Origin of the sequence: Laceyella tengchongensis (assembly GCF_900182735.1) — a bacterium.
Taxonomy (GTDB): Bacteria; Bacillota; Bacilli; order Thermoactinomycetales; family Thermoactinomycetaceae; genus Laceyella; species Laceyella tengchongensis.
Map to the genome: position 1 here is coordinate 330,643 of NZ_FXTU01000002.1, position 24,244 is coordinate 354,886.

The following is a 24,244-nucleotide window of genomic DNA, read 5'->3' on the forward strand; positions in this document are numbered from 1 at the left end:
CCCGGCGCATCCGAGCTGGCGCATGAGTGGTAAAAGAGAGCGCCCCCGACGCGCATGAAACAGATGGGAATCCGTCTCTATTCCCACACATATTAATCGTTGCCTTCATTCACCTTGTCGGCTTGCGTATAATCTGACGGACCTACCGGATGGCGAAGGATGCCGGTAATCCCCCGTTGCTCCACTACCGCATTCGTATAGAAATACAAAGGCGTTAACGGCGCTTCCTCGATCAGGATTTTTTCCGCTTCATGGAGCAACCGGTCTCGCTCTTTGATATCTGCCGTATTGGCCGCTTCCTTCAACAGCTCGTCATATTTAGCATTGCTCCAATTGGTTCGGTTCATGGAATGTCCCGTTTGGAAGCTTTCCAGATAGTTGTACACATCGTTATAATCCGCCAAGAAACTGGCCAAGGACATCTTGTAATTTTGCGACCGCTCATCGGCGAAGAACACTTTTCGCTCCTTGGCCTGCAACCGGATGTTTACACCCAAGCCTTTGCGAATCATCTCCTGGACAGCTTCCGCCACTTTCTTATTCTTTTCGTTGGAATTGCTGTACAGCAAAGTGACTTCCGGCAACTTGTCCCAGCCCTCTTCTTTCATCCCTTCGGCCAACAGCCGCTTCGCTTCGGCGGTCTGATTATCCTGGATCATATTGCCACCGATTTGGCGAAAATCGTTAGGCGCCGATGGATGCACATAGCCGTAGGCGGGTTGCTCTCCCCCAGCGATAATCTGTTCGGCAATCGTTTTACGGTCAATGGCAAGGGCGAACGCTTTGCGCACTTTTTGATTGGTAAACGGCTCTTTTTCAACATTGAACCGGAAAAAAGCGAGTCCGTTTCCATCAGAAGGTTTTAGCTTCCCACTCTCTATCAGGGAAGGAACCAAGTCGGCTGGAACCTGCGACTTAGACACAACGTCCAACTTACCCGTTTTGAACATCGTGTAGGCGGTCTTGTTATCGTTAATGATGGAATAATGGAGGGTGGCCAGCTTCACCTTGTCTTGGTTGTGATATTTTTCGTTTTTCTCCGCCTTCAGTTCAGCGTCGTGCTTCCATTCGGTCAATTTGAAGGCGCCGTTGCTCACATATGTTTTCGCTTCGGCATGCCAATTTGCATTTTGCGCGTCCACTTTCCGGTTAACCGGTGAGAAAGCGGGGTAAGACACCAATTCCAAAAAAGACGGAGTGGGTTGTTTCAATTTCACCTCTAGCGTCGTATCATCAACCGCTTTCACGGCAACCTGATCTTCCGTACCTTTGCCTGTGTTATACTCCTCCGCCCCTTCGATAAAGTAAAACAAAAAAGCGGTCTGGTAAGCTCGTTTCGGGTTGAGCGCACGTTTCCAAGCGTACTCAAAGTCATGGGCTGTCAATGGATCGCCATTGGACCAATAGGTTTTTTTCAACTTGAATGTGTAGGAAAGGCCATCTGCGCTCAACTCCGCTTTTTCCGCGACGGCCGGTTGCGGCTTGTGCGTCTTGTCCAAGCGCATCAGCCCTTCAAACAAATTATGCGTCACGTCCAAAGTATCAGAGTCAAACGCATCAGCCGGGTCAAGCGAAGTTGGTTCACCGCTCAAAATTAATTGCAATGTCTTGTCGTCCGCCGTGCCTTGACCGGCCCCAGAGGTGCAACCGGAAAGACATGCGCTTGCCACTAAAAGGATAAGCAACGATATAAATCCAATACGTTTCACATCGATTCCCCCTTTTCCCTCGCCAATCCCTTCACTTTTCGCAATAAATACCGGAATAACCACATTATATTATATAAATAGAATAAACTGAATATTGTTGCGAAAAAAGAAGTGCGCAGGCGCACTCCTCATGCCGCCTTCAATGCAACCGCTCGTCTTTAGCCAACTGCCGATCCAGCATGGCATAGATGACGCTGATCGCCTGCACATTCCATCCCATATCGACAAAACGAGCCCGCAAAGCCGCATGCACATCTACCGCCAGTCGCATTGGCGACACCTCAATCACAGTGACCACCAAATCATGCTTCAACCCCAATCCATTGGCGTATTCCAGCATAACCTCTCCCCTGGTGCCATCGACATGAATCAGCCGAAAGCGAGGGGATTGAGCAGGAATCTGTTTGAGCGCGGCCACGGCGTTTGACAAACGGTCGCAGTAATACCTCGTTCGCAACTCGTTCTCCTTGGCATTGTCACTGGTTTCCACCACGCCGGTGAAAAAGCGCTGTAGCTTGGACACATCACCATCCCCCTTTTATCTGAGCACCAATGATTCGAGATGTTCCAACCGGTTAAGGATGTTTTTGATTACTTCATCATATTCCCCACCGCTCTTACCGACAGTCGAATGTGGCGCTGTATTACCCGTGCGCCGACTGGAGGCACTTTTGGCCTTTTTAAGCTGTTCCTTCAAATATTCGTTTTCCTGCAATACATCTTCATAGCTTTTTATGATCAAATCCAAAAATTCATTCACTTCCTCGATATCGTACCCTCTTATGGCATGCTTGAAATCTTTATTAAAGATCTCCATCGGAGTGATTCTTTTCATTGACAACACGCTCCCCTTCACATTCCATTTACATTCATTATATAAAAACATTTTCGATGAAACATCTTCTTTGTATGAAGATTCAGATGCGTTGATGAATATATCCCATCTTATTTTATAGAATAACCAAGATTCCGTTTCTAAGGAAGAGTGAAATTTATTAAAAGTTCATTTTTCCTTTTGGAATGACACGGTTCTAGTCAATTTTTCGATAATAACTCCCTACAAAACCCGTCACACCAATGAAGCCCCTTTCATCATGCCCACAGCGAACCCATCCGGCTTCCGCCTCGGCCCCGCAACGCCAGCTGTTCCAACCAACGACCGAATGGCGAAAGTCCCAGTGATTTTTATAGAAACAATAAAAGGGCGGTTGAAATTCTCCCGCCCTAAAATCCATTATCTGGCTTCTGGAAAAGTCCGCCGAATGATATCCATCAAGTTTTTGAAAAAACCTTGCACTGGGCGACCTTGCCGCAAATCCTGGGCATAGTTGTTCATTTGCTTGACGAAATCGGGGTTTTGCGACACATACACGCGGCGGATGCTAGGATCAACGGCCCGCACCCGAGCGGAAATCTGTCGGTTCAGGTCTTGGGACATTTGCCCGTCCCCAACCCTTTTTTTCAGCATCACGCCAAGGTAAGCGGTTCGGCCCATGATGATCGCCGAGGCGGTGTCCACTTGAGGCATGCGGGCCACTTCGTGTGCCACATTGTCTGCCAACCGAATCCCCCTCGCCATGTTGTCATCTAAGGTGTCATAGCGGTCTCTGGCCACATTGGGATACTCCGGACGATTAATTTGTCTGTAAGTCCGGTCGGTCACTCTCGTTGTCCGCATCCCCTGATCCTGCCGTTTTTCCACCGCTTCTTTGTTATTGGTAGCGCAACCGGTCAACGTCGCTACCAACAGCCCGGCGGCGACTACGCCCGTCATCCATTTTCTACTGTTCACGCGATCTGCCTCCCTTGGTTCAACTGGTTCCGCTCAGGGTTAGTATGGATTTCACTCCGGCGATTATGTGTCTAATCGCTAGCCGAGAATCAGGAAACCAAGGAGGTTAATGGCAAAAAAAACGGGAAAGCCCATTTGCTTTCCCGTATCAATCATCACTGCTATTTTGCAAAAATAAAAGTACAATATATCGTAACAACTCCATCAAAGCGACCAACGCTCCGGCAACATAGGTGAATGCAGCTGAACCCAACACCCGGTTCACTCCCCGCTCTTCCTCAACACCGTTGATGAACCCTTGCCGCGCCATGATTTGTTTGGCTCTGGCGCTGGCGTTAAACTCCACTGGCAGAGTCACCAAGTGGAAAAGAACCACTGTGGAAAAGAAAATGAGACCCAACACCAGAAGGCCGGTCATGCGGAAAGCCACGCCAGCAAACAGCAGGAACGGCGCTGCGCCGGATGTGAAGTTCAGTACCGGAACCATGCGGTGGCGAAATACCAATGCCCCGTAGGACTCTTTATGTTGCAAGGCATGGCCGCACTCATGCGCCGCCACTGAAATGGCCGCGATCGAGTTTGAATAATAGACATCTTCGGACAAGCGGACAGCAGGCGCGGTCGGGTCATAATGGTCCGACAAACGTCCTGGCACCACTTGAACAGGTACATGGTGTAATCCATTGTCGTCAAGAATGCGCCGGGCGACTTCAGCCCCGGTCATTCCCGATCTGGCTGCGACCTGCGACCAGCGGTTGAAATTGCCTTTCACTCTCCACTGAGCCCATAAGGTCAACGCCAAACCGACAACAAATGTGAAACCAAACAATGCATTGATCATCTCTGTCCTTCCCCCCTATCATAACCTTACCCCGTTTCATCCAAAAACATGACAGCGATTTGATAGAAATCAAGAATTTGTAAAAATATAGGCTTGTTTTTCCAATTCCAAAACAAAATAAATCACACCCGGGCTTCCAAGCCGCAGGTGCCGTGAAAGTGATATAGGATCTCAAAAGGACAGTGCATCCGTCTGGGTACGCATGCCCACATTGACCACAAATCCAATCGCCAGCATTTGGGTCAAAAGCGAACTGCCGCCATAGCTGATCAAAGGCAGGGGAATCCCCGTGATGGGCATCAAGCCGATCGTCATCCCGATATTTTGGTAGATTTGAAACACAAACATCCCCATGACTCCCGCCACAATATAGGTTCCAAATAGGTGATCCGAGCGCAAGGCGACCACCAACATGCGGTATATCAATAGCAGATAGGCGCAAATGAGGATGCTGGCGCCAATAAACCCGAATTCCTCGGCGTAGACGGCGAAAATAAAGTCATTGTGCGGTTCCGGTATCCAATTCCCTTGCGCCTGCGTCCCTTGATGGAAGCCCTTGCCATGTAACATACCGGAGCCAATCGCGATCTTTGCCTGTGTTGATTGGTAGCCCGCTCCCGACGGATCAGAAGCCGGATCGATGAAAATTTGAATCCGTTTGACCTGGTGCGGCTGAAGAATGACGTGCAACAGCGGAGAGTCTGTAACATACAGAAGAAGAACGCTGCCCGCGATTGAACCAATTACCAAAAGCCCGCTCACAAACCATTTCCAATCCAGTCCACTCACCAGCAACATGCTGAGCAGAATGCCAAAGAGGATAAGTGCCGTCCCCAAGTCAGGCTGTGCTAAAATAATGAGAAACGGCACCCCAAACAACCAGCAAATGCGTCCTAGAGAAGATAGGTCGGACCAAGGGTGACCCTTTTTCTCCGCCAACACTTTCGCTAAAATCAAAATCAGGACCAGCTTCATCATTTCCGAAGGTTGAAACTGAAAACCACCGATACGAAACCACAGCTGGGCGCCGTTCACCTCGACCCCCAAACCGGGCACCATCACCAACAAGTTCAGCAACACGCTGAAACCAAACAAAATGTACAGAAATCTCCCTTGTGACAAAATTTTATAATCCAACAGGAGAAAAATAGACATACATAGAAAACCCACTACATACCATACAATCTGCTTATTTACATAAGTGGGGTCATCGGTGTAAGTTGCGCTCGATATGGCTACAATGCTGATAGTTGCCAACACCAATACCATCATGATGATAAATGGATCAATGTTAAGAATTAAGAACCTCTTTTTTTGGACTGTTCTCATGATCCCTTGCCCCTTTTTTTACAATCAGAGTCTGACCATCACATGTGACACTTCCTGACGACAGCGCGCGGGAATACGCCGATTCGCCCCGTGCGCGGCTTGGCAGGTACAACCCCTGCATCCGCGGACACGCTTGTCATCAGTCCCGCCACAACTAATCACAGCTTAACAAACGAACATGCGTTGGTAAACCTATTTTCCTGATGTCCCCGCCATCGTAGGAGGCGGAGCAGTTTACCATCACGCAATTCATGATAAAGGATAACTCTTCGCTAAAAGGAGATTGTAGTTATGAAACGCGGCAAACCTGACTTTTGGCTGATTTTGATCACTTTTACCCTATTAGGTATCGGCCTGATCATGGTGTTTAGCGCCAGTTATTTTAAAGGCTATGTGGATTTGCAGGACTCATACTATTTTTTCAAAAAGCAATTGGTCTACGGTTTGTTGGGACTGGTGCTGTTTTTTGCGGTCTCCAACATCCCCTACCAATTTTACCGCAAATACGTAGGGATCATCTTGTTCCTTTCACTCTTCTTCCTATTGGCCGTGCTTTTGTTCGGCGAAGTGCGCAACGGCGCGCGCCGCTGGATCGACTTGGGCTTCATCGATTTTCAGCCGTCGGAACTCGTGAAGCTCGGCATGATCATCTATACCGCTTCGATCATGGTAAAAAAGCAACCCCTGTTGGATAATTTCAAGCGGGCCTTGTTGCCGCCGCTGATCGTTATTGGCTTGGTTTCTTCCTTGTTGGTATTGGAGCCCCACTTCAGCGCGACTGTTATCATCGTCGCCACCTGCTTTGTGATCATTTTTTGCTCCGGCGCGCGCATCAAGCACCTAGCCTTGTTGCTCTTTTCCGGCATCCCAGCCATGATTTTAATCATGCTGACTAGCGATTACCGGATCGAGCGCTTGCACACGTTATTAAACCCGCTTAGCAATCCCAATGATGAAGGGTACCAGATCATTCAATCGCTCATCGCTATCGGCCCTGGTGGCTTGACAGGAGTAGGATTGGGCGAAAGCATCCAAAAGCTCGCTTATCTGCCTGAAGCCCACACCGACTTCATCTTCTCCATCATCTCGGAAGAATTAGGCTTTGTCGGGGGATCGTTAGTGATTTTGTTGTTCATCCTATTCATCGTGCGCGGGGTGTTGATCGCATTGCAGGCGCCTGACCAATTCGGCACACTGCTCGGGATCGGGATCGTCACCTTGATGGGCATCGAATCGATCTTTAACTTAGGTGTTGTCACCGCTCTGCTCCCCGTGACCGGCGTTCCTCTGCCGCTGATCAGCTATGGGGGGACGGCTCTGATCATCAAAATGATCGGTTTAGGCATGTTGCTTAACATCTCTCGCTATCGCACCAAAAAAGAAAAGACAGGCAAGCGCCCCACCGTCGCTCGACCTGTCCATATGTGAAACCAGGCCAGATCGGATGCGTCATCCGATTTGGCCTTTTTCATGCACTTAGTCCAACATGCCCTCTTTTGGACTGCTGGCCGTGGCCACAACCTTTTTGGGAATACGGCCAGCCTCCCAGCCCAGCCGTCCAGCTTCAACGGCCCATTTCATCGCCTGTGCCATTTTGACCGGATCTTTCGCTCCCGACACAGCCGTGTTTAACAACACCCCGTCGGCCCCCAATTCCATCGCTTGTGCCACATCGGCCGGAGAACCGATGCCCGCATCGATGATGACAGGCACAGGGGAATCTTCAATGATATAACGGAGGTACAACGGATTTAACAAGCCTTGCCCCGACCCGATAGGAGATCCCCCCGGCATAATCGCGTGGGCACCTGCTTCCCACAATTTGCGTGCCAAGATCGGATCGTCAGAAGTATACGGAAGTACCGTGAACCCCTCTTCGACCAAAATCTTCGTCGCTTCCAGCGTGGCGATGGGATCAGGCAGCAGCGTCTTCGTGTCAGCGATCACTTCAACCTTGATCATGTCGCACAAACCGGAAGCCCGGGCCAAATGCGCGATCCGCACCGCCTCGTCCACCGTTTGTGCGCCCGCTGTGTTCGGCAAGAGCTTATATCTCGTCAAATCCAGCATCTCCAAAAAATTAGGCTGATCTTGTTGATAAATGTTCATGCGACGCACCGCAAATGTCAGCACCTCCGTTCCTGATGCGTCCACCGCCTTTTTTTGCACCTCAAACGATGGGAATTTGCCAGTTCCCAAAAACAGACGAGAATGAAATGTATGATTTCCTATTTTGAGCATGTGGCTCATCCTCCCCCTACAAATTGAACAATCTCTACTTGATCTCCATCTTGCAATCCCACACGCGGATAATCGTCCCGCGTCAATACCGTCCGATTGTGTTCCACGACGATAATGCGCGACGCCAAATTTAAGGCGGCGACCAAATCAGCCACCGTCTCGGTGCCTTCAGCCACAGTGAATGACTTTCCATTCAACTGAATGATCACATTTATCCCTCCTCCCACTTCTGTACATCCGCCTGGTTCATCGGGGCAAACGCGGCCAATTCGGGTACTGGCTCTCCCAGAAGCAGTCGAGCAACGGCATCGCCTGTGGCAGCGCTGAGCAAAATGCCGTTCCGGTAATGACCAGTCGCAATCACTGCCCGGTTCTCATCGCCCAACTGCCCGACATAGGGAAAACGGTTTGGCGTACCGGGCCGCAATCCGGCCCAACTACGGGTGTGCAGACTATCCCGCAATCTAGGCACCAAATTAAAAGCAGATTGCAACAATCTCTGCACAGCTTCGGCGGTCACCTCTTCGTCCCATGCCCCATCCCGTTCCGTCGCACCCACAATGATTTCACCATTGGCCTTGGGCACAAGGTAACACTCCGGGCCATACAGCGTCCGGCTGAACAGCGGCTGTTTTGGTCGCAATGCCAATGACTCCCCCTTGACCGGCGTCATCGGCAAATGCCAACCCAATTTCTGGGCGATGGACTGGCTCCATACCCCTGCGGTGATAACAATCCAGTCCGCAATCCAATGCCCCTGCGCGGTATCAACGTGCCACGTCCCGTCGGGGCTATGCTCAATCGCCCGTACCTCGGTGCCTTCCACCAGATTGGCCCCCAGCCGTTTCGCCGCTGACGCCAATGCCTGTGTCAACTTGGGAGCGGATACCTGCCAATCCTCTGGTAGGTACAATCCTCCCCTCACTTCCGGGTGGAGACTCGGTTCGAGCGCCAAACATTCCTCCGGCTCCAGCCAACGCGCAGTCTGCCCATAAGCGGTTTGCCATGCCTGACGCTCCCGCAAACGCTTCACATCCTCTTCAAACCGGGCCACCTTCAGCAACCCGGCCCGGTTCAACTCAATGTCCACCCCGGTCCGTTCTAGCAACTCCGCTTGCAACGCCGGGAACATCGAGCGGCTCTGTAAACAAAACTCGGTCAAGGGCCCGGGTTCATCCATCTCCACCTGCGCTCCCAGCATGCCCGCCGCCGCGGATGAAGCGTGGCTCCCAATTGCGTCTCGCTCGACGACCACGCTTTTGATCCCCCGTCGGGCCAAATGAAAGGCGATGGAGCATCCCATCACGCCTCCCCCAATAATCAACACCTCAGCAGTCTGCATTTTCCCACCTTCTTCTCAGCTCTCTGGCCACACGCTCCGGCTGTTCATGATCGACCACCGCAGAGATGACAGCGATGCCATGGCAACCGGCACGCTTGATCTCTGCCACGTTGCCCGTGCCGATGCCTCCGACGGCAATCATCGGGATCTTAACCTGTTCCACCCACACCCGCAGCTGGCCGCTTCCCAACGGCGGCAATCCCGGTTTGGAAGCAGAAGGAAAGATATGGCCGACCATCAGATAGTCGGCACCTTCGTCCGCGGCCCGCTCCGCCGCCGCCAATGAATGAACCGACTTTCCCACCCGAATCGCCGGGGACATAGCGGGCGGAAACGGCATCCGCTCAGGAAGATGAATCCCCCCCAGTCCCAGCGCTTCCGCCACGGTCACGGAACTGTTGACGATCAACGATTTCGCCGGAATGCCAGCAGACAACAGCGCTTTGGCTCTTTGCATCAACTCGTCATCCGACAGCTGCTTGTACCGCAAATGAAACCAATCCACCTCCGGCACGAGTCGAAGCCAACATCGCGCCAACTCCTGCACGGTCTGCTTAGAACTTGAAATCACGTGCAATTCCAATTTCATCACCACAACATAAAAAACCCGATATCCATGGGGATATCGGGCTACTGATCAAAAAAGGGTTCACGATCTTCCCCACTTCCTTTCGCTGGCATTACCCAGTTCAAGTTCAAAGGGTTGGAACCGACTTGTTCCTCTCAGCACAGCACAACCTGTGCACCCCTAGTGGTACGACAACTTATTCATTTGTCCAATCTCATTTTAAATCAAAACGATTATTTTCTCAACTTCACTAATTGTATCCCTTCTGGCGTAGCAAATGATTCCACGATCGTAAATCCATGCTTTAAGTAACAGTTGATTGCAGGGCGGTTGGCTTGTCCCGTTTGCACCTCCCAGATGGCGGCACCATCCAGTTCCAAGGCGTGCGATAGCAAGCGCGAAGCAATTCCCCGCCGAAAGTACGCCGGGTGAATCGCCAACCGGCAAATGTCTACCAGCTGCCCATTCTGTTCATATGAAAGGACGCCGACCAGCACATCCTGCTCATAATAACCAATAAAGGTTTCCGGCGAGCATTTCAGCGAATCTTCTGTATCGTTTAGCGGCGGCAATTGATCACAACCGATGATCTCGGCCTCAATACGGTAGGCTCGTTGTTGGATCTCCACGATCCGACTTAATGTAACCGGATCTTTCATGTCCAGTATGCGCATCATCGGCTACTCGCTCCTTAAGGGATTTCTATGGCGACATCGCCATGAATAAACGTTTGGCATGCCAGACGCCGGCCGGACGCCAAATCCGTTTCATTCAAATGGTGCAATTCCGGCTCTGTGTAATCACTGCATTGACTGCTACCCTCGATCACACGCACGCGGCACGTCCCGCACCGACCCGTCGTGCACTTGAACGGAATCGGAATCGACCGCGACGCCGCTTCCAGCAAAAGGTTGGCTCCTTCAGCCACTTCCATTTCTTTCGTCTGTCCGGCGATGTGGATACTCACTTTAGCCATTGTTTAGCCCTCCCCCATGAAAAAACCATCACGTCAACATGTGATGGTGTGTTGCTTTGCTATTTATTGCTTCGTGTGATAGGAGTTGTTGTTGTTTTGGTTCCATAAGTACCAACCCAACCAGATCACCACAACGGGAAGCACAATCCATAACAATCGGGCGCCGTATTTGTGCATCACACCGAAAACCATTTCCCAATTCGCGCCAAGCACATGCCCCAGACCGATAAAGGTGGCGCACCAAAAAAACGCCCCCGTATAGGCGAACAGGGAAAACCGGGCTAACGATATCTTGGAAATACCGGCGAGGTAAGCGGTGACATGGCGTACGCCAGGAATGAAATATCCAACAAATAGCAACCAGTTTCCATACTTGCGGAACAAGAGTTGTGTGATACGCAAGCGGCGGCGCGTAATAAAAATCTTGCCACCGTATTTCTTGAGGAACGGATACCCCAAGCGCACCCCCAAATAATAGCTGATGCTGATTCCGCAAGCCGATCCCAAGAACGAACTGAGGAAAGCGAGGTAGAGATTAAGTTGACCCGTTGAGGTGAGATAACCGAGAAACGTCATCATGATCTCATCAGGCAACGGCAATCCCGCGATCCCCAACACTAAAAAGAAAAAAATCCCGATATACCCGTATTGTTGTAACAGCTCCAGTAATGTTTGTTCCATGGTCTAACCCCGTTTACCCAATACGTACAAACAACTTAAGAATATCATACTTTCCCGTCCAGCAAAAGATGCGATCCCGCCCATGGTCAGTCGGTGAAGCCGGAGATAAGCTTAATCCCGTTCAACTGCATGTGATAAAGAAAAACGGTGTTCATTAGGTCCGCATGATGGGCCATCGCCCCAATTTGCTCGGCCGTCTCCACCGGCAAATCGTATGTCCGCACATGGGAAACAGGGACAATCACTTGCGTTTGGGCGTTAACTTGATTGGCTAGCAACCGAATGCCCATCGCATTTTGGTAAATGCATAAATCGGTGCAATCTCCTACCACGATAAAAGAGCTGGGGCCGGCGGCGAAAACCTGGTCCAACCAGTCGCAAAACCGGACGCCTTCTCGATTTACTCCAAACAACCCGTTGGTGGCGTTTTTGCGGAACAATTGGACACCCGGCGCGTCAAAGACTGGCTTCAATTCATCCACCACTTCCGCCTCCACTGTGCCTTGCACGCAATGGGGAGCAAATGCGGTGAATTCAATTGCGTCAGCCGGATGGTCGTCATTGAGGAAAATGATATTTTCCGTCGGCAAGCCTTGCGCTATTAGCGTTTGGGCTAGCTCTGACACCGGCTTCACCATTTCGCGCACGCGCGGACTGGCTAAAGGCCCCACATCGCAAAACCCTTTCAACACATCGACAAAAACAAGATACACCCGTTCCCAGGCCCCCAATTGGTCCTTAATCTGAGTGATGGACCAGACGGGCGCTTCAGCCACGACCCGCTCCATATGACCAATGGCTTCAACATGATGTTGCAACTGGATCGCCTCCGCTTTTAAGATGATTCGCTCTCATCTTAACAAAGACAAGCTTGTTTTAAAAGAAGGAATGGGTCAGATAAAACGGGTCATCTCCTTCATTTTGGCAGCGTCCAGTGTTTTGATCACTTCCACCAACAATTCGGCGGCGTGTTCCAAATCGGACTTGCTGATCATAGAAACATGACTGTGGATATAACGGGCTGCCACCCCGATCACCAAAGAGGGAACCCCTTTTTTGTGCAGATGAAACTTGCCGGCGTCAGTGCCACCTCCCGTCATCGTGTCCACTTGATAGGGGATTTGCTTTTGTTCAGCGATATCGATCACCAAGTTGCGCAACTGGATGTTGGGAATCATCGAAGCATCCAAAAACGTGATCAACGGCCCTTTGCCCAGCTTGGCCTTGCCGCTCCCCTCATTGCCCGGGGAATCCTCTGCCACTCCCACATCTAAAGCGAACGCGATGTCTGGTTCCACTACATACGGTGCGGTGGCCGCCCCCCGCAACCCTACTTCCTCTTGTACGGTCGCACCGGCAATCACTGTATTGGGATGGCTCTCCATTTGCAAGCGTTTCAACACTTCGATAGACAAATAGCAACCTATCCGGTTGTCCAACGCCTTGGCTAGGATAGTGTCGTGATCAGGCATAATTTCAAAAGGACAAATGGGCACAATCGGGTCACCCACCCGGATTCCCCATTCCTTTACTTGTTCGTCACTGTGAGCCCCCACATCGATAAACATCTCGCGGATGGGCACCAATTTGTTGCGTTCCTCTAATGTCAATACATGCGGCGGGCGGGAACCGATTACCCCAGTAAACACCCGTTTCTCTGTCACAATCGACACCCGCTGCGACAATAACACTTGACTCCACCATCCACCCAATGGCGCAAACCGCAAATAACCGCTTTTGGTCACCTCTGTCACCATAAACCCGACTTCATCCAAGTGCCCGGCCAACAAAATCCGGGGTTGGTCGCCTGTCCCCTTTTTTTCGCCGAAGATGCCACCCAATCCATCCGTGATCAAGTTCACATCTTGCTTTTTTAATTCACGCTCCATGATGGCGCGCACTTCCTGTTCATATCCCGGAACACCTTTGGCTTCCGTCAACTCTTGTAGCAAACGCATTGACACACCTCTTCCTCATAAAAATCTTCTTATGGGAAAACTCCCCGGTTGTTTCTCAGTGTTTCCTTTCGATCCTCTTTCTATGTTCATACATATTCTTTCGGTGATGCTTTCACACTAAGCAGAAGAATGTCCTTACTTTAGGAGAAAGTAACCATGGTGAGTTGGCTGTTCAAACGAAACTGGAAGTGTCGGTGTTGGCTCGTCAGTTTGTGTTATGCATTGATCTTCACTCTCATTCAGCCCGTCTCCGTCACAGCCGCTCCCCCTTCCCCTTATCCTATCCTTGGGGATTACGGCGGCGAAATCAGGGAAAAAAAGCCGCGGGCCGACGGATTGGTTCACGTGGACACCCCCCGGACCATCCAGCGGTTGAAAGAGTTGCATGCCAATACGTACTTCTACCTGATCTGGCATGAAAAGTCGGATTGGGACGATTTGCGCAAAGAGTTTTTGCCGGCCGCCCGCCAAGCCGGTATCAATGTATGGGTCTATCTGGTGCCCCCTTCCGAAGCACAATTGAAACGGTCGGAGCCATTTGGCACGGATTATGTCGCTTGGTTCCGTGCCGTCGGCCGGCTCGGGCGGCATTTCCCCAATCTCAAAGGCATCGTGATGGATGATTTCAACGACAATTTGACCTTCTTCACCCCGACTTATTTAGCCAAAGCGAAGGAAGCGGGACGTAGAGAAAATCCAGGGTTTCTGTTTTATCCGCAAATTTATTACCCAGCCCTCGACACCGCCTTGCTCACACACTACCGGCATCTCTTTGACGGGGTGGTCATGTCCTTTCGTGATGATCATTACCGCAACACGCAAAAAACCGATCGCATGATTGAACAATTGGATGAAGTGCAAGCCCGTCTGGAGCGAGCCCGTCTCCCCTTCATCCTGATGATTTACGCCAGCCGCCTTTCTGCCACCCCGGCCAATCCGAGTGCGCAGTATGTGGCTAACGCCCTGAAACTAGCCTTGAGCCGGTTGAAATTGCAGCGGTTGGATGGGGTGGTCACCTATGTGCTACACAAAGAGTTTCTTCAGGAAGAGGGCGATGCTGTCGCCAAATCAGGAGCTAGTTATGCCAATCTTTTCGCGCCGGCCGTTTCGTCCCACGATGATGCGCTTGGCCACTATGTGGAATGGCGCCAACGTATTTATTTGGACCCGCGCACACAGGCCAAACTGTCTTTTTGGCATATGAGCGTTTATCCCCCCAACACCGCGGCGGGAACGTATACAAAGCAAGTGCTGATCGACAATCGCGTCGTTTGGCAAAGCAACATCACCAGTCATGCTTCTGAGTCGTGGGTGCCCGTCACATTAGATCTGACGCGGGTATTGCGGGGCAAAAGGCAAGCCGTTTTGTCCCTTCGCCTCACCAAAATGAAAAAAGGGCCAGCCCCTTGGACTTACAGCGGTTTTGACTGTTTATCTGCTTCAGGTATTTCATTGCAAAACGGCGATTTTGAATATCAGGGGAATGAATGGGAACTGATTTCCAGCACTAGAAACTTGATGGGGGAAGTCTTGCGCTACGACCCAAGCCGCCGTTTCCGAACATTTCAAGCGGTGCGCCGGATGTACCGAACATTTCGCCTGCATGAAGATTTGACACAGTGGGCCGAACACCCCCTGTTAATCCGCAAAGCAGACCGCTTGCTCACTTGCATCTTATTAGATCGTCTCCCTTTCGCCCTCCATCTGTTAGAGGAGTTGCCCGGTCTGGTTCTGTTTGACCGTCAGATTCCTTATCACCGCAAAGAAGCGTTGATTCGCGACGCCCATCAATTACATCATCTGCTAGATGAAGAGTAAGGTAGGCAACGCAAAAAAAGCCGTGCCCAACTGGGACACGGCTTAATCATTGAGGATTTGTTTGTGGAAATTGTCCGAAGCATCGGCGATAGCCAAGGTGTTCTCCAATTTATTGATCACTTGGGTGTAATAATTGGCCGCTTGATCCATGTGCCCCATGCGGAGCATATCCTCATACGCTTGGTAGCTTTCCTTGAGCAAGCGGAAAGTCTCCGCAAACTGCTCGCGCGACACGATGGGAGGACGGCCATCCCCCTCCTCGTCATAAAACATCTTGTACCGTTCTAGATAAGCTTCATAAGAAGCGAAATCATCATGCATAGACGACCAACCTTCACTAAGGGATTTGTCTTTAGCATGTCATTATGCGAGCCACCCTATGCAAATCAGGCGGTTTTCCTCATCTCCACCAAATTGGGGTGATCCATCCCCAGCATGGCTGATCCGCTACAGATTTTAAACGATAGAATATTCGGTCAAAATGAGAAAATAAAAAAGACGCCTTAGCGTCTTGGTGTCACAAGCTACCTGTGGAAAGCAAACAATAAGCCGAGTTCTGTTCTCCGAGTGGTATAACGACGGCTTGTGGACGTCTTCCACCCATTGGAGTGGCAATCATCTATCTAGGCCATGCATTGCTGCAAGGCTCAAGCGACCAACCCGAGATCACTGCGGGCAACAGTTGCGCGCTTACGCGCGCCGATCTCCTATCAGGTCTTGCTCCAGGTGGGGTTTACCTAGCCAGCATGTCTCCATGCTGCTGGTGCGCTCTTACCGCACCGTTGCATCCTTGCCTGTGAGGTGAGACACCTCCATCGGCGGTCTACATTTCTGTGGCACTAGCCTTAGGGTTGCCCCCACCGGCCGTTAGCCGGCACCCTGCCCTATGGAGCTCGGACTTTCCTCCCGTGGGGCCTTGCGGCACTCCACCGGCGATTGCCTTGTTTACTTTCCCGTCTCAAGCAAAATTCATTGTATCAAATACTCACAGGCAAAGCAACTGGTGAACACTGGAAACATTAGAGGAAGCGAAAGGGATTCGTATTGACGGTTGAAGCCATGATCGGCACCTGTTCTCCCAGTCCCCGCTTCAGAACATCGCATACGCGCGGAACCACATGATGCTCGACATGATGACCCGGATCGATGATGCTCAAGCCCATTGCCAAAGCATCCTGCGCCGTGTGAAAATCGACGTCTCCGGTAATATAAACATCCGCACCTGCGCGTTTGGCATCTTCGATGTGGCGACTTCCCGAACCGCCTACCAGCGCTACCCGCTTCACCTTGTGGTCAAGATCTCCAACTACACGCAATCCTTCCACGCCATACGCCTGCTTCACTTGTACGGCAAAGTCGCGGAGGGTCAGCGTAGCAGGCAACTCTCCGATCCGTCCATACCCCTGTTTCTTACCTTGGAGCTCAAGCGGGTAGACATCGTAGGCAACCTCTTCATATGGATGGGCGTCCAACATGGCCGCAAGAACTTGTGCCAGCTTACTTTCCGGCACAACGGTCTCGATCCGGCGTTCATTGACCCACTCCAGCGTACCCCGCTGGCCAATATAAGGATTCGTGCCTTCACGGGGCATAAATGTACCTGTGCCTTCCACCTGAAAACTGCAATGGCTGTAGTTGCCGATCCAACCTGCCCCTGCTTCGCATATCGCATCAAGCACCGCCTCATGATGCGATTCCGGCACGAATACGACCAGTTTCTTTAGTTTGTCTTCACGGTAGCCGATCAGCACGTCTACCGCACCCAGACCCAACTTCTCTGCCATCACATCATTGACGCCGCCAGCCGCCGCATCCAGATTGGTGTGAGCGATGTAGACATTCATGTCATGCTTCAACAATTTGTGAAACAACCGCCCCGCTGGCTGATCTGAGCGCAACGCCTTCAGTGGCTGAAAAATCACTGCATGGTGGGCGATGATCCAGTTGGCTTTTTGACGGATCGCTTCTTCGACCACGTCTTCATTCACATCCAATGTAACGAGCACACCGGTAACCTCGCTGTCCGGATTTCCCACCTGTAGGCCGATGCGGTCTTTTTCCACAGCAAGGCTCGGCGGAGCAAACGCCTCCAGCACTTGTATCAATTGTTTTCCTTTGATAGGCATTGAATCACCCTCTCCCAAGCTTCAATCTCCCGCTCCAGTTCCCGTTTGCGCGCGATAGCTTGCTCTGTTTTCCCAAGGTTCAGTTGGCGATGGATCTTCCGTTTGCCAGCCACAACCTCCTGCAATTTTTTATGTAACAGCGGATGTCGCCTCTCCCACAAGAGCGGCCCCACTTCTCTGGCCATGTCCCGGCCCAATATTGAATCTGCCACATAGCCCGGCTTTCCTGGTTCGGCCACTAGGATTTCATAATAAATCCCCACTTCTTCCACAATCGTTTCCTCCACTAAGCGAAACCCGTTTTCCTCCAACCACAATCGCACCCGGCTTTCCCCGATATTGGGTTGCAGGATCAGGCGCTCAACCCCTGCCAGTTTGTCCTTACCTTGCTCCAGGATGGAAGCGATCAACGCCCCGCCCATGCCAGCAATAACCACGACATCCACTTCTCCGGGTTGAACAACGGCGAGCCCATCTCCCAAACGCACATCGATCAAATCGGCCAGGCCCGCCAGCTTCACCCGCTCACTGGCGTTTTGATGGGGGCCACGGTTTATTTCCCCGACGATGCCTTTTTGCAAGCGGTTCTCTTTAGCCACTTGTGTGAGGAGCAAAGCATGGTCCCCTCCAATGTCGGCGACCCGCTTATGATCGGGAATAAAAGAAGCAATCGTCTTTAAGCGCTCCGACAATTGCCATAGCTTGATACTCGATTCCATCCGCTCATGTCTCTCCTTTTTAACAGTCCTTCGCCTCTCTCATTATAACATCATCTCCATCCACAAGAAAAAGCCGGGATTGTCCCGGCTTTTTCCGCATTATTTCCCGAAATACAACCATTTGTGGAAAAACGGAGTCAACTCTTTGCCCGCGGTGCGATTGGCCACTCGAATAAAGTCTTGCGTCGTCGCGGTTTTAAATTGATATTGCTCATAATATGCGCGCATGATTTTCAACACATTCTCCCGCCCAATTTCATCCATCAACTCAAACATCATGGCTGCCGGCCGAATATACACCATGAGTCCATAAACCATGTCGGGATAAGAATAAAGGGTGTCCACGCAAGTGATGCCCGCCGCCTGGTGAATCTCGTTTGTTTTCTGGGTAGCCCGGCGCAAGAATTCTTGCTCATCGGATTTCATCTTCTCCTTCATGAACAGGAATTCAGAGAACGTGGTCAATCCTTCATCCAGCCACGGTTCTTTAGCCTGGTTATTGCCCACCACCCCATACCACCATTGGTGAGCCAATTCGTGTGCAACCACGCTGACCGCCGGTTGAATGCCTTTTTCTGTCGCCATGGTCGGAATGGAAGTGATTAATCCGGGATATTCCATGCCCGCAATGCCAAATCCGGTTTCTCCCAACACCACATCCACTTCGTCATACGGATAGGCGCCATAGATCTCCCCAAAGAAATCCATACTTTGCACCGCCGCTTCAAGAAGGGGTTTTACTGATCGCTCCATGTCCGGCAAATACCAAAGATTGACGTCGATTCGGCCTGATTTGGCGCTCCGCTTGCGATAATCTTTGGTCAAGACGGCGACGAAGTCCCGCACCCGGTCTTGCTTCACGGTCACAACGGAACTAGTAGTATCTGCGTTTCTGCCTGTCGAGATCAAGCGGTACCCCTTGGGCATGCGAAACGTAACGGTGAAGTCGGATATCTCGGTATAAAACGGATCACCCACTGTCGTATACGGCTCGACTTGCCACCCGCCCTGATCTTTAACGGCCATCATAGGATACCATTGTGCCAAAAAGGCGGTCTGTTTGAACGTGTTTAATCGCGTTCCCCCGTGCGGCAATCGCAGGGTAAAATCCATGGTGATCCGTGCCGTGCGGCTTTGAGTGAGCGGTTCGCGCAAAGGAACCTTCATGATTTCATCGCGCACCAGCTTCTCCTTCACCGGTTGTCCGTTCACTTTGACTTGATGCACCTGGATATGACCCGGCTTACTCGGTTTGCTTTCTTCTCCATACTTCCATTTGCGAAACACATTGGGATAAAGATGAAAATAGATTTCTCGCCATGTTTCGCTTTGCCTGTTTGGAACCGTCACTTCCATCTTGGCCGTCACTTCGTCCCTTTCGGGGTGATAGGTGGCGTCGATTCGGTAGGAGGGCCGGCTCCCCGATTCGGGTGTTTCGGTTGCTTTTGGTTTATGTATCGCAGGAGCCGAAGTGGCTGGCTTCTCTTGCTCAATATGGTTGTAAGTTGAGGCAAACGCCATCGCAACCATCACCAAGCTTATGCCGAAAGAAAATAATCTATGCTTCATTAACAAGTCACCTCAAACCAAAAAAGTGGGCTCTTATCAGGATGCCCACTCTTGGTTAAAGTATGACCCATTTGCATTTTTTAACTTCGCTCACGGCACAGCCGTATTTAGTGTTTACAGGTTGCCACGGCGCGCCTGTTCCCGTTCAATCGCTTCGAACAGCGCTTTGAAATTGCCTTCACCGAAGCCTCTCGCACCTTTGCGCTGGATAATCTCGAAAAACAGGGTGGGGCGGTCCACAATCGGCTTGGTGAAGATCTGTAGCAAATACCCCTCATCGTCGCGATCAACCAATATTTTAAGCCGCTTGAGGTCCTCTATGCTCTCGTCGATTTTACCTACGCGTTCGGTCAGCTCCTCGTAATACGTGTCTGGGGTGTCCAAAAATTCTACACCGTTCTTGCGCATCGCTTCCACCGTTGCCACGATGTCTTCGGTGATCAGCGCTACGTGTTGCACCCCTGGACCGCGGTAAAAATCCAAATACTCCTCAATCTGCGATTTACGTTTGCCTTCGGCCGGCTCATTGATCGGGAATTTGATGCGTCCGGTTCCGTTTTGCATCACCTTGGACATGAGTGCAGAGTATTCTGTGCTAATGTCCTCGTCATCAAAATGAATCAGCTGCTTAAAGCCCATCACCCGCTCATAATATTCCACCCATTCTTCCATTCGCTCCACGTTGCCCACTATATGGTCAATGCCCAATACGCCGGTCGACTGGGAGGGAATGTGGCTATCCACGGCGACAAACCCCGGATGGAACACACCTTGATATTGTTTCCGCTCCACCAATGTGTGTACCGTATCGCCGTATGTTCCGATGACAGCTTTTTTCAATTCGCCCTGCTCATCTTTGACGACATGTGGCTCTTTCACCACTTTGGCTCCTCTTGAAACCGCTTCCGAAAATGCGCGCTCCACATCGTCCACACGGAGGGCAATATCTTTAATCCCATCACCGTGTAAGTTGACGAATGCGGTAATTTCATGTTCTGGGGAGTAGGCGCCGCTGACTACCAACCGGAAATTTCCTTGTTCCAGCAGATAAGAGGCTTTTTCTCTTTGCCCTGTTTCAAGTCCGGAATAAGCGGTTAACCGGAAGCCATAGGTTTGGCAAAAATAATAGGCTGCTTGCTTGGCATTGCCCGTGTATAATTCCAAATAATCAATATCCTGAATTGGGAAGAATTCATTTTTTAGTTCAGGCATCATCTGTTCCTTACTCATGCTAACCCCTCCCGATGAAAAATATTTCTTTATATTCAGATTAACGCGCACAAAAAAAAGGCGCAAGCATTCACAGCGATGCGCCTGCGCTTTTACGCAATGAAAGGCTCCGAAATTCTTCGGGCACCATCGCGTAGACACATGTATTTTCCAAGCGTCCATCAACCGCGGACTGATGATTGCGCAACACCCCTTCCAGCGTGTACCCCAATCGCTCGGCTACTTTACGCGAGCGTACATTGCGCTGGTCGATGCGGATCTCAACCCGATTCGCTCCCAAAATCTCAAACGCAAACACGGTCAGCCCACGAACAGCTTCGGAAATATACCCTTTTCCCTGACACTGTGTGCGGCACCAATACCCGATCTCAAATTTGGGAATGCTCCAGTCAATCCGATGCAATCCACTGCTCCCCACGAACATCTGATTTTCTTTGTCAAACAAATGAAACCGCAGGTCGACCCGCTCCAAAAAGTGGCAATGCGCTTGCCTTGCATTCGCTTCCATCTCTGCTTCCGACAGTGGTTTGTTGGCCCAAATCATCCATTGCCGCAAGCTATCCAGCGACTCCATCGCCGCTTCATACACCAACTTCCCATCACCGGGAAGGGGAAGGCGGATCAGCAACCGTTCTGTCTCAAACGAATGGGGAAAATCTTTGAGTATCGGTGGCATCGGCTTCATCGAAACAGACTCCCCCATTTCCATTGATATGACTCTAACCAAATTTTACAGAATCGTTTTTTTTAAAAAAACCGAATCCGCGCAGGATTCGGCTAAACATTTCGTCATTTTACTCTTTTTGCAAAAATAAGTTCGCATTTTCTTCAAACAACCATCTTTACATTAACAACCGATTTCCCTCGCGATAATGTTTCGCTGAATTTCCGATGTTCCCTCACCAATCTCTGTCAATTTGACATCACGGAAGAAACGTTCCACTTTATAATCATGAATGTACCCCCAGCCGCCATGGATTTGTACCGCTTGGTTGCACACTTTCATCGCGATTTCTGAGGCAAACAACTTACACATTGAAGCCTCTTTGGTAAATTTGCGCCCTTGATCCTTCAGCCAAGCCGCTTTGTACACATACGTGCGGGCCAATTCGATCAACATGTGCATGTCTGCAAGCTTATGTTGAATCGCTTGGAATTTGGACAGGGATCGCCCGAATTGCGTGCGTTGCCGCGCATAATTTAACGCCAATTCATAAGCGCCCTGAGCGATTCCCACTGCCATCGCCCCAATGCCGATTCTCCCTCCGTCAAGCGTAATCAAGAATTGCTTGAAACCTTGCCCAATTTCCCCCAGCACGCTGTCTTCAGGGACACGAACGCCCTCCAACACCAGCTCGGTGGTGTTGGAACTGTGCAGGCCCAGCTTATTCAGATTATCCAACACCTGAAAACCAGGTGCATCTGTGGGCACGATAAATGCGGTGATTTCCCGCCGGCCCTCGTCCGACTGGCCTGTCACCGCCGTCAGCGCCAGAAACTTGGCATAACTCGCATTGGTGATAAAGCACTTACTCCCGTTGATCACCCAGCCATTTTCGTCTTTGACCGCTCGGGTTCTCGTGCCTCCTGCGTCTGAACCCGCCCCTGGTTCCGTCAGGCCGAACGCCCCCAGCGTTTTTCCTTGACACAACGGAACGAGGTAGCGTTGCTTTTGCTCTTCCGTTCCAAACAGGTAAATGGGGGCGCAACCCAACGAAATGTGTGCCGAATAGGTGATGCCAGTGGAAGCACACACGCGGCTCAACTCTTCCACTGCGATCGCGAAACTCACCGTATCCGCTCCAGCACCGCCCACTTCTTCCGGAAAAGGCAGACCCATCAAATTGAGGTCGGCCATTTTTTCAAATATTTCAATTGGAAAGCGTTTGCTTCGATCTCGCTCATCCGCTCCCGGGGCCACTTCTCCTTCTGCAAAATCACGTAACAGTTTGCGAATCATTTTTTGTTCTGCTGTTAAATCATAATTCATGAACCCCACTCCTCTTCGCTGACTTGTTGCAAGCGTTTCCATTTCTATTATAGGTTCATTTGTTGGAGTAATTCAATAATTTTCAAAAATGCAACAACACTCAGCCGAGAATTGTCCGAAACTTATTTGCATTGGACTGGGAAAAGGATTAAAATTGAATCAACAAACGAAACAAAAACACACCCTGTAGGCAGGGTGTGAAAAGAAGCAGAATGGATGGGTTTTGGTTTTATTCCAAGAAGTCCTTCAAGCGTTTGCTGCGGCTGGGATGGCGCAACTTGCGCAACGCTTTCGCTTCAATCTGGCGAATGCGCTCACGGGTAACACCAAACACTTTGCCCACTTCCTCCAAGGTGCGGGTGCGTCCATCATCCAAACCAAAACGCAGTCGCAGAACATTCTCTTCCCGTTCGGACAGCGTATCAAGAACTTCTTTCAATTGTTCTTTTAACAATTCGTAGGCCGCAGCATCCGCGGGCGCTTGCGCATCATCATCTGGAATGAAGTCACCCAAATGGGAATCGTCCTCTTCACCGATCGGTGTCTCCAACGATACGGGTTCTTGGGCGATTTTCATGATTTCACGTACTTTTTCCGGACTTAGGCCCATTTCTTTAGCAATCTCTTCAGGGGAGGGTTCGCGCCCTAACTCTTGTAACAATTGTCTAGACACCCGAATCAGTTTGTTAATCGTTTCCACCATATGCACGGGGATCCGGATCGTGCGCGCTTGGTCGGCAATCGCCCGGGTGATCGCTTGGCGAATCCACCAAGTGGCATAAGTACTAAACTTAAATCCTTTGCGGAAATCAAACTTTTCTACAGCTTTGATTAAACCCATGTTTCCTTCTTGGATCAAATCGAGAAAGAGCATACCGCGCCCAACATACCGTTTGGCAATGCTGACTACCAGACGCAAGTTCGCTTCGGCAAGCCTGCGCTTGGCCTCTTCATCTCCATGCTCGATCCGTTTTGCCAATTCCACTTCCTCTTCAGCGGTCAACAGGGGCACGCGTCCAATCTCCTTTAGATACATGCGCACCGGATCGTTGATTTTCACCCCTGGAGGCACACTCAGATCTTCGTCAAGATAAGAGTCGTCCTCTTCCATTTCCACGTCGTCTGGGCTTTCAAACTCATCGTCGTTCTCTTCGTTGATTACTTCAATTCCCTGCTCACTCAATTGCTCAAAGAAGTCATCGATCTGCTGGGAATCTTGGTCAAACGGAGCCAATCTCTCCATAATCGTCTTATAGGTGACCACACCCTGCTTTTTACCGCCCTCAACAAGCTGCTCCTTCACTTGGTCGAGCGTCAATTCCATCTCAGTATCCACATTTTGTTCTTTCGCCAAG

General features: G+C 50.7%; 25 protein-coding genes, 1 other RNA gene and 1 riboswitch. Of the genes, 2 read left to right on the forward strand and 24 right to left on the reverse strand.

Annotated features, from left to right (window positions below; all coding sequences use genetic code 11):
• Positions 1-92 precede the first annotated feature (92 nt).
• From QQZ12_RS05185 to rodA, 6 genes are all read right to left on the reverse strand, one after another.
• Entirely contained in the window at positions 93-1,709 is a 1,617-nt protein-coding gene (locus QQZ12_RS05185) for a peptide ABC transporter substrate-binding protein (RefSeq protein ID WP_106341438.1), read from the reverse strand.
• Between the two features lie 139 nt (positions 1,710-1,848).
• Positions 1,849-2,232: a hypothetical protein gene (locus QQZ12_RS05190; RefSeq protein ID WP_284724052.1), complete on the reverse strand. Its 384-nt coding sequence runs from the start codon at positions 2,230-2,232 to the stop codon at positions 1,849-1,851.
• 15 nt (positions 2,233-2,247) lie between these two features.
• The gene (locus QQZ12_RS05195; RefSeq protein ID WP_189318860.1) at positions 2,248-2,544 is read right to left on the reverse strand and encodes a DivIVA domain-containing protein; all 297 of its coding nucleotides are present in this window, start codon (positions 2,542-2,544) and stop codon (positions 2,248-2,250) included.
• A gap of 399 nt (positions 2,545-2,943) precedes the next feature.
• A complete protein-coding gene (locus QQZ12_RS05200; protein WP_102992937.1) occupies positions 2,944-3,501 on the reverse strand; it encodes a YhcN/YlaJ family sporulation lipoprotein in 558 nt (185 codons plus the stop codon).
• Between the two features lie 148 nt (positions 3,502-3,649).
• The gene (locus QQZ12_RS05205; RefSeq protein WP_102992938.1) at positions 3,650-4,342 is read right to left on the reverse strand and encodes a zinc metallopeptidase; all 693 of its coding nucleotides are present in this window, start codon (positions 4,340-4,342) and stop codon (positions 3,650-3,652) included.
• Between the two features lie 171 nt (positions 4,343-4,513).
• Positions 4,514-5,671 (reverse strand): rod shape-determining protein RodA, encoded by a 1,158-nt coding sequence (gene rodA, locus QQZ12_RS05210; protein WP_284724053.1) that lies wholly within the window; start codon positions 5,669-5,671, stop codon positions 4,514-4,516.
• 291 nt (positions 5,672-5,962) lie between these two features.
• Here rodA and ftsW point away from each other — a divergent pair, with 291 nt between their 5' ends.
• Positions 5,963-7,099: a putative lipid II flippase FtsW gene (gene ftsW / locus QQZ12_RS05215; protein WP_102992940.1), complete on the forward strand. Its 1,137-nt coding sequence runs from the start codon at positions 5,963-5,965 to the stop codon at positions 7,097-7,099.
• 48 nt (positions 7,100-7,147) lie between these two features.
• Here ftsW and QQZ12_RS05220 read toward each other — a convergent pair whose 3' ends face one another.
• From QQZ12_RS05220 to QQZ12_RS05260, 9 genes are all read right to left on the reverse strand, one after another.
• Positions 7,148-7,912, reverse strand: a complete 765-nt coding sequence (locus tag QQZ12_RS05220; protein ID WP_102992941.1) for a thiazole synthase — start codon at positions 7,910-7,912, stop codon at positions 7,148-7,150.
• Positions 7,913-7,917: 5 nt separating this feature from the next.
• A complete protein-coding gene (gene thiS, locus QQZ12_RS05225; protein WP_223247958.1) occupies positions 7,918-8,121 on the reverse strand; it encodes a sulfur carrier protein ThiS in 204 nt (67 codons plus the stop codon).
• 2 nt (positions 8,122-8,123) lie between these two features.
• Positions 8,124-9,254 (reverse strand): glycine oxidase ThiO, encoded by a 1,131-nt coding sequence (thiO, locus tag QQZ12_RS05230; protein ID WP_102992942.1) that lies wholly within the window; start codon positions 9,252-9,254, stop codon positions 8,124-8,126.
• Complete coding sequence (locus QQZ12_RS05235; protein WP_284724160.1) at positions 9,241-9,843, reverse strand: thiamine phosphate synthase; 603 nt, start codon at positions 9,841-9,843, stop codon at positions 9,241-9,243. Before QQZ12_RS05235 ends, thiO begins: the two co-directional genes overlap by 14 nt.
• Before the next feature lie 60 nt (positions 9,844-9,903).
• A riboswitch (TPP riboswitch) is annotated at positions 9,904-10,014 on the reverse strand.
• Between the two features lie 41 nt (positions 10,015-10,055).
• A complete protein-coding gene (locus QQZ12_RS05240; protein ID WP_284724054.1) occupies positions 10,056-10,499 on the reverse strand; it encodes a GNAT family N-acetyltransferase in 444 nt (147 codons plus the stop codon).
• A 14-nt stretch (positions 10,500-10,513) separates the two neighbouring features.
• The gene (locus QQZ12_RS05245; RefSeq protein WP_284724055.1) at positions 10,514-10,798 is read right to left on the reverse strand and encodes a 2Fe-2S iron-sulfur cluster-binding protein; all 285 of its coding nucleotides are present in this window, start codon (positions 10,796-10,798) and stop codon (positions 10,514-10,516) included.
• Between the two features lie 63 nt (positions 10,799-10,861).
• Positions 10,862-11,479, reverse strand: a complete 618-nt coding sequence (locus QQZ12_RS05250; protein ID WP_284724056.1) for a DedA family protein — start codon at positions 11,477-11,479, stop codon at positions 10,862-10,864.
• An 86-nt stretch (positions 11,480-11,565) separates the two neighbouring features.
• The gene (locus QQZ12_RS05255; RefSeq protein ID WP_284724057.1) at positions 11,566-12,297 is read right to left on the reverse strand and encodes an isochorismatase family protein; all 732 of its coding nucleotides are present in this window, start codon (positions 12,295-12,297) and stop codon (positions 11,566-11,568) included.
• Positions 12,298-12,372: 75 nt separating this feature from the next.
• Positions 12,373-13,437, reverse strand: a complete 1,065-nt coding sequence (locus QQZ12_RS05260; protein WP_284724058.1) for a M42 family metallopeptidase — start codon at positions 13,435-13,437, stop codon at positions 12,373-12,375.
• 156 nt (positions 13,438-13,593) lie between these two features.
• Here QQZ12_RS05260 and QQZ12_RS05265 point away from each other — a divergent pair, with 156 nt between their 5' ends.
• Positions 13,594-15,255, forward strand: coding sequence for a hypothetical protein (locus QQZ12_RS05265; protein ID WP_284724059.1), 1,662 nt, complete (start codon positions 13,594-13,596; stop codon positions 15,253-15,255).
• Between the two features lie 42 nt (positions 15,256-15,297).
• Here QQZ12_RS05265 and QQZ12_RS05270 read toward each other — a convergent pair whose 3' ends face one another.
• The 9 genes from QQZ12_RS05270 to rpoD all read right to left on the reverse strand — a co-directional run bounded on the left by QQZ12_RS05270 (position 15,298) and on the right by rpoD (position 24,213).
• Complete coding sequence (locus tag QQZ12_RS05270) at positions 15,298-15,576, reverse strand: hypothetical protein (protein WP_102992949.1); 279 nt, start codon at positions 15,574-15,576, stop codon at positions 15,298-15,300.
• Positions 15,577-15,785: 209 nt separating this feature from the next.
• Positions 15,786-16,207: RNase P RNA component class A (gene rnpB / locus QQZ12_RS05275), an RNA gene on the reverse strand.
• Between the two features lie 67 nt (positions 16,208-16,274).
• A complete protein-coding gene (locus tag QQZ12_RS05280) occupies positions 16,275-17,381 on the reverse strand; it encodes a Nif3-like dinuclear metal center hexameric protein (RefSeq protein ID WP_284724060.1) in 1,107 nt (368 codons plus the stop codon).
• Positions 17,357-18,100, reverse strand: a complete 744-nt coding sequence (locus QQZ12_RS05285; protein WP_102992951.1) for a tRNA (adenine(22)-N(1))-methyltransferase — start codon at positions 18,098-18,100, stop codon at positions 17,357-17,359. The genes QQZ12_RS05280 and QQZ12_RS05285 overlap by 25 nt, the downstream gene beginning before the upstream one ends.
• A gap of 99 nt (positions 18,101-18,199) precedes the next feature.
• Entirely contained in the window at positions 18,200-19,669 is a 1,470-nt protein-coding gene (locus QQZ12_RS05290; RefSeq protein WP_284724061.1) for a M1 family metallopeptidase, read from the reverse strand.
• Positions 19,670-19,783: 114 nt separating this feature from the next.
• Entirely contained in the window at positions 19,784-20,899 is a 1,116-nt protein-coding gene (hppD, locus tag QQZ12_RS05295; protein WP_284724062.1) for a 4-hydroxyphenylpyruvate dioxygenase, read from the reverse strand.
• Between the two features lie 70 nt (positions 20,900-20,969).
• Complete coding sequence (locus QQZ12_RS05300; protein WP_102993884.1) at positions 20,970-21,575, reverse strand: GNAT family N-acetyltransferase; 606 nt, start codon at positions 21,573-21,575, stop codon at positions 20,970-20,972.
• Between the two features lie 171 nt (positions 21,576-21,746).
• Complete coding sequence (locus QQZ12_RS05305; protein ID WP_154986975.1) at positions 21,747-22,889, reverse strand: acyl-CoA dehydrogenase; 1,143 nt, start codon at positions 22,887-22,889, stop codon at positions 21,747-21,749.
• A 229-nt stretch (positions 22,890-23,118) separates the two neighbouring features.
• Positions 23,119-24,213 carry an RNA polymerase sigma factor RpoD gene (gene rpoD, locus QQZ12_RS05310; RefSeq protein ID WP_375163204.1) on the reverse strand — a complete coding sequence of 365 codons (1,095 nt, stop codon included), beginning with the start codon at positions 24,211-24,213 and terminating at the stop codon, positions 23,119-23,121.
• Positions 24,214-24,244 lie beyond the last annotated feature (31 nt).

Bases quoted from the DNA above. Each gene is read 5' to 3' on its own strand.
- rpoD (WP_375163204.1), bottom strand. From the start codon at position 24,213: ATGGAATTGACGCTCGACCAAGTGAAGGAGCAGCTTGTTGAGGGCGGT.
- QQZ12_RS05300 (WP_102993884.1), bottom strand. From the start codon at position 21,575: ATGCCACCGATACTCAAAGATTTTCCCCATTCGTTTGAGACAGAACGG.
- QQZ12_RS05305 (WP_154986975.1), bottom strand. From the start codon at position 22,889: ATGAATTATGATTTAACAGCAGAACAAAAAATGATTCGCAAACTGTTA.
- QQZ12_RS05240 (WP_284724054.1), bottom strand. From the start codon at position 10,499: ATGATGCGCATACTGGACATGAAAGATCCGGTTACATTAAGTCGGATC.
- QQZ12_RS05285 (WP_102992951.1), bottom strand. From the start codon at position 18,100: ATGGAATCGAGTATCAAGCTATGGCAATTGTCGGAGCGCTTAAAGACG.
- QQZ12_RS05260 (WP_284724058.1), bottom strand. From the start codon at position 13,437: ATGCGTTTGCTACAAGAGTTGACGGAAGCCAAAGGTGTTCCGGGATAT.
- rodA (WP_284724053.1), bottom strand. From the start codon at position 5,671: ATGAGAACAGTCCAAAAAAAGAGGTTCTTAATTCTTAACATTGATCCA.
- QQZ12_RS05245 (WP_284724055.1), bottom strand. From the start codon at position 10,798: ATGGCTAAAGTGAGTATCCACATCGCCGGACAGACGAAAGAAATGGAA.
- ftsW (WP_102992940.1), top strand. From the start codon at position 5,963: ATGAAACGCGGCAAACCTGACTTTTGGCTGATTTTGATCACTTTTACC.
- QQZ12_RS05195 (WP_189318860.1), bottom strand. From the start codon at position 2,544: ATGAAAAGAATCACTCCGATGGAGATCTTTAATAAAGATTTCAAGCAT.
- QQZ12_RS05205 (WP_102992938.1), bottom strand. From the start codon at position 4,342: ATGATCAATGCATTGTTTGGTTTCACATTTGTTGTCGGTTTGGCGTTG.
- QQZ12_RS05270 (WP_102992949.1), bottom strand. From the start codon at position 15,576: ATGCATGATGATTTCGCTTCTTATGAAGCTTATCTAGAACGGTACAAG.
- QQZ12_RS05290 (WP_284724061.1), bottom strand. From the start codon at position 19,669: ATGAAGCATAGATTATTTTCTTTCGGCATAAGCTTGGTGATGGTTGCG.
- QQZ12_RS05265 (WP_284724059.1), top strand. From the start codon at position 13,594: ATGGTGAGTTGGCTGTTCAAACGAAACTGGAAGTGTCGGTGTTGGCTC.
- thiO (WP_102992942.1), bottom strand. From the start codon at position 9,254: ATGCAGACTGCTGAGGTGTTGATTATTGGGGGAGGCGTGATGGGATGC.
- QQZ12_RS05250 (WP_284724056.1), bottom strand. From the start codon at position 11,479: ATGGAACAAACATTACTGGAGCTGTTACAACAATACGGGTATATCGGG.
- QQZ12_RS05235 (WP_284724160.1), bottom strand. From the start codon at position 9,843: ATGAAATTGGAATTGCACGTGATTTCAAGTTCTAAGCAGACCGTGCAG.
- QQZ12_RS05280 (WP_284724060.1), bottom strand. From the start codon at position 17,381: ATGCCTATCAAAGGAAAACAATTGATACAAGTGCTGGAGGCGTTTGCT.
- QQZ12_RS05220 (WP_102992941.1), bottom strand. From the start codon at position 7,912: ATGCTCAAAATAGGAAATCATACATTTCATTCTCGTCTGTTTTTGGGA.
- hppD (WP_284724062.1), bottom strand. From the start codon at position 20,899: ATGAGTAAGGAACAGATGATGCCTGAACTAAAAAATGAATTCTTCCCA.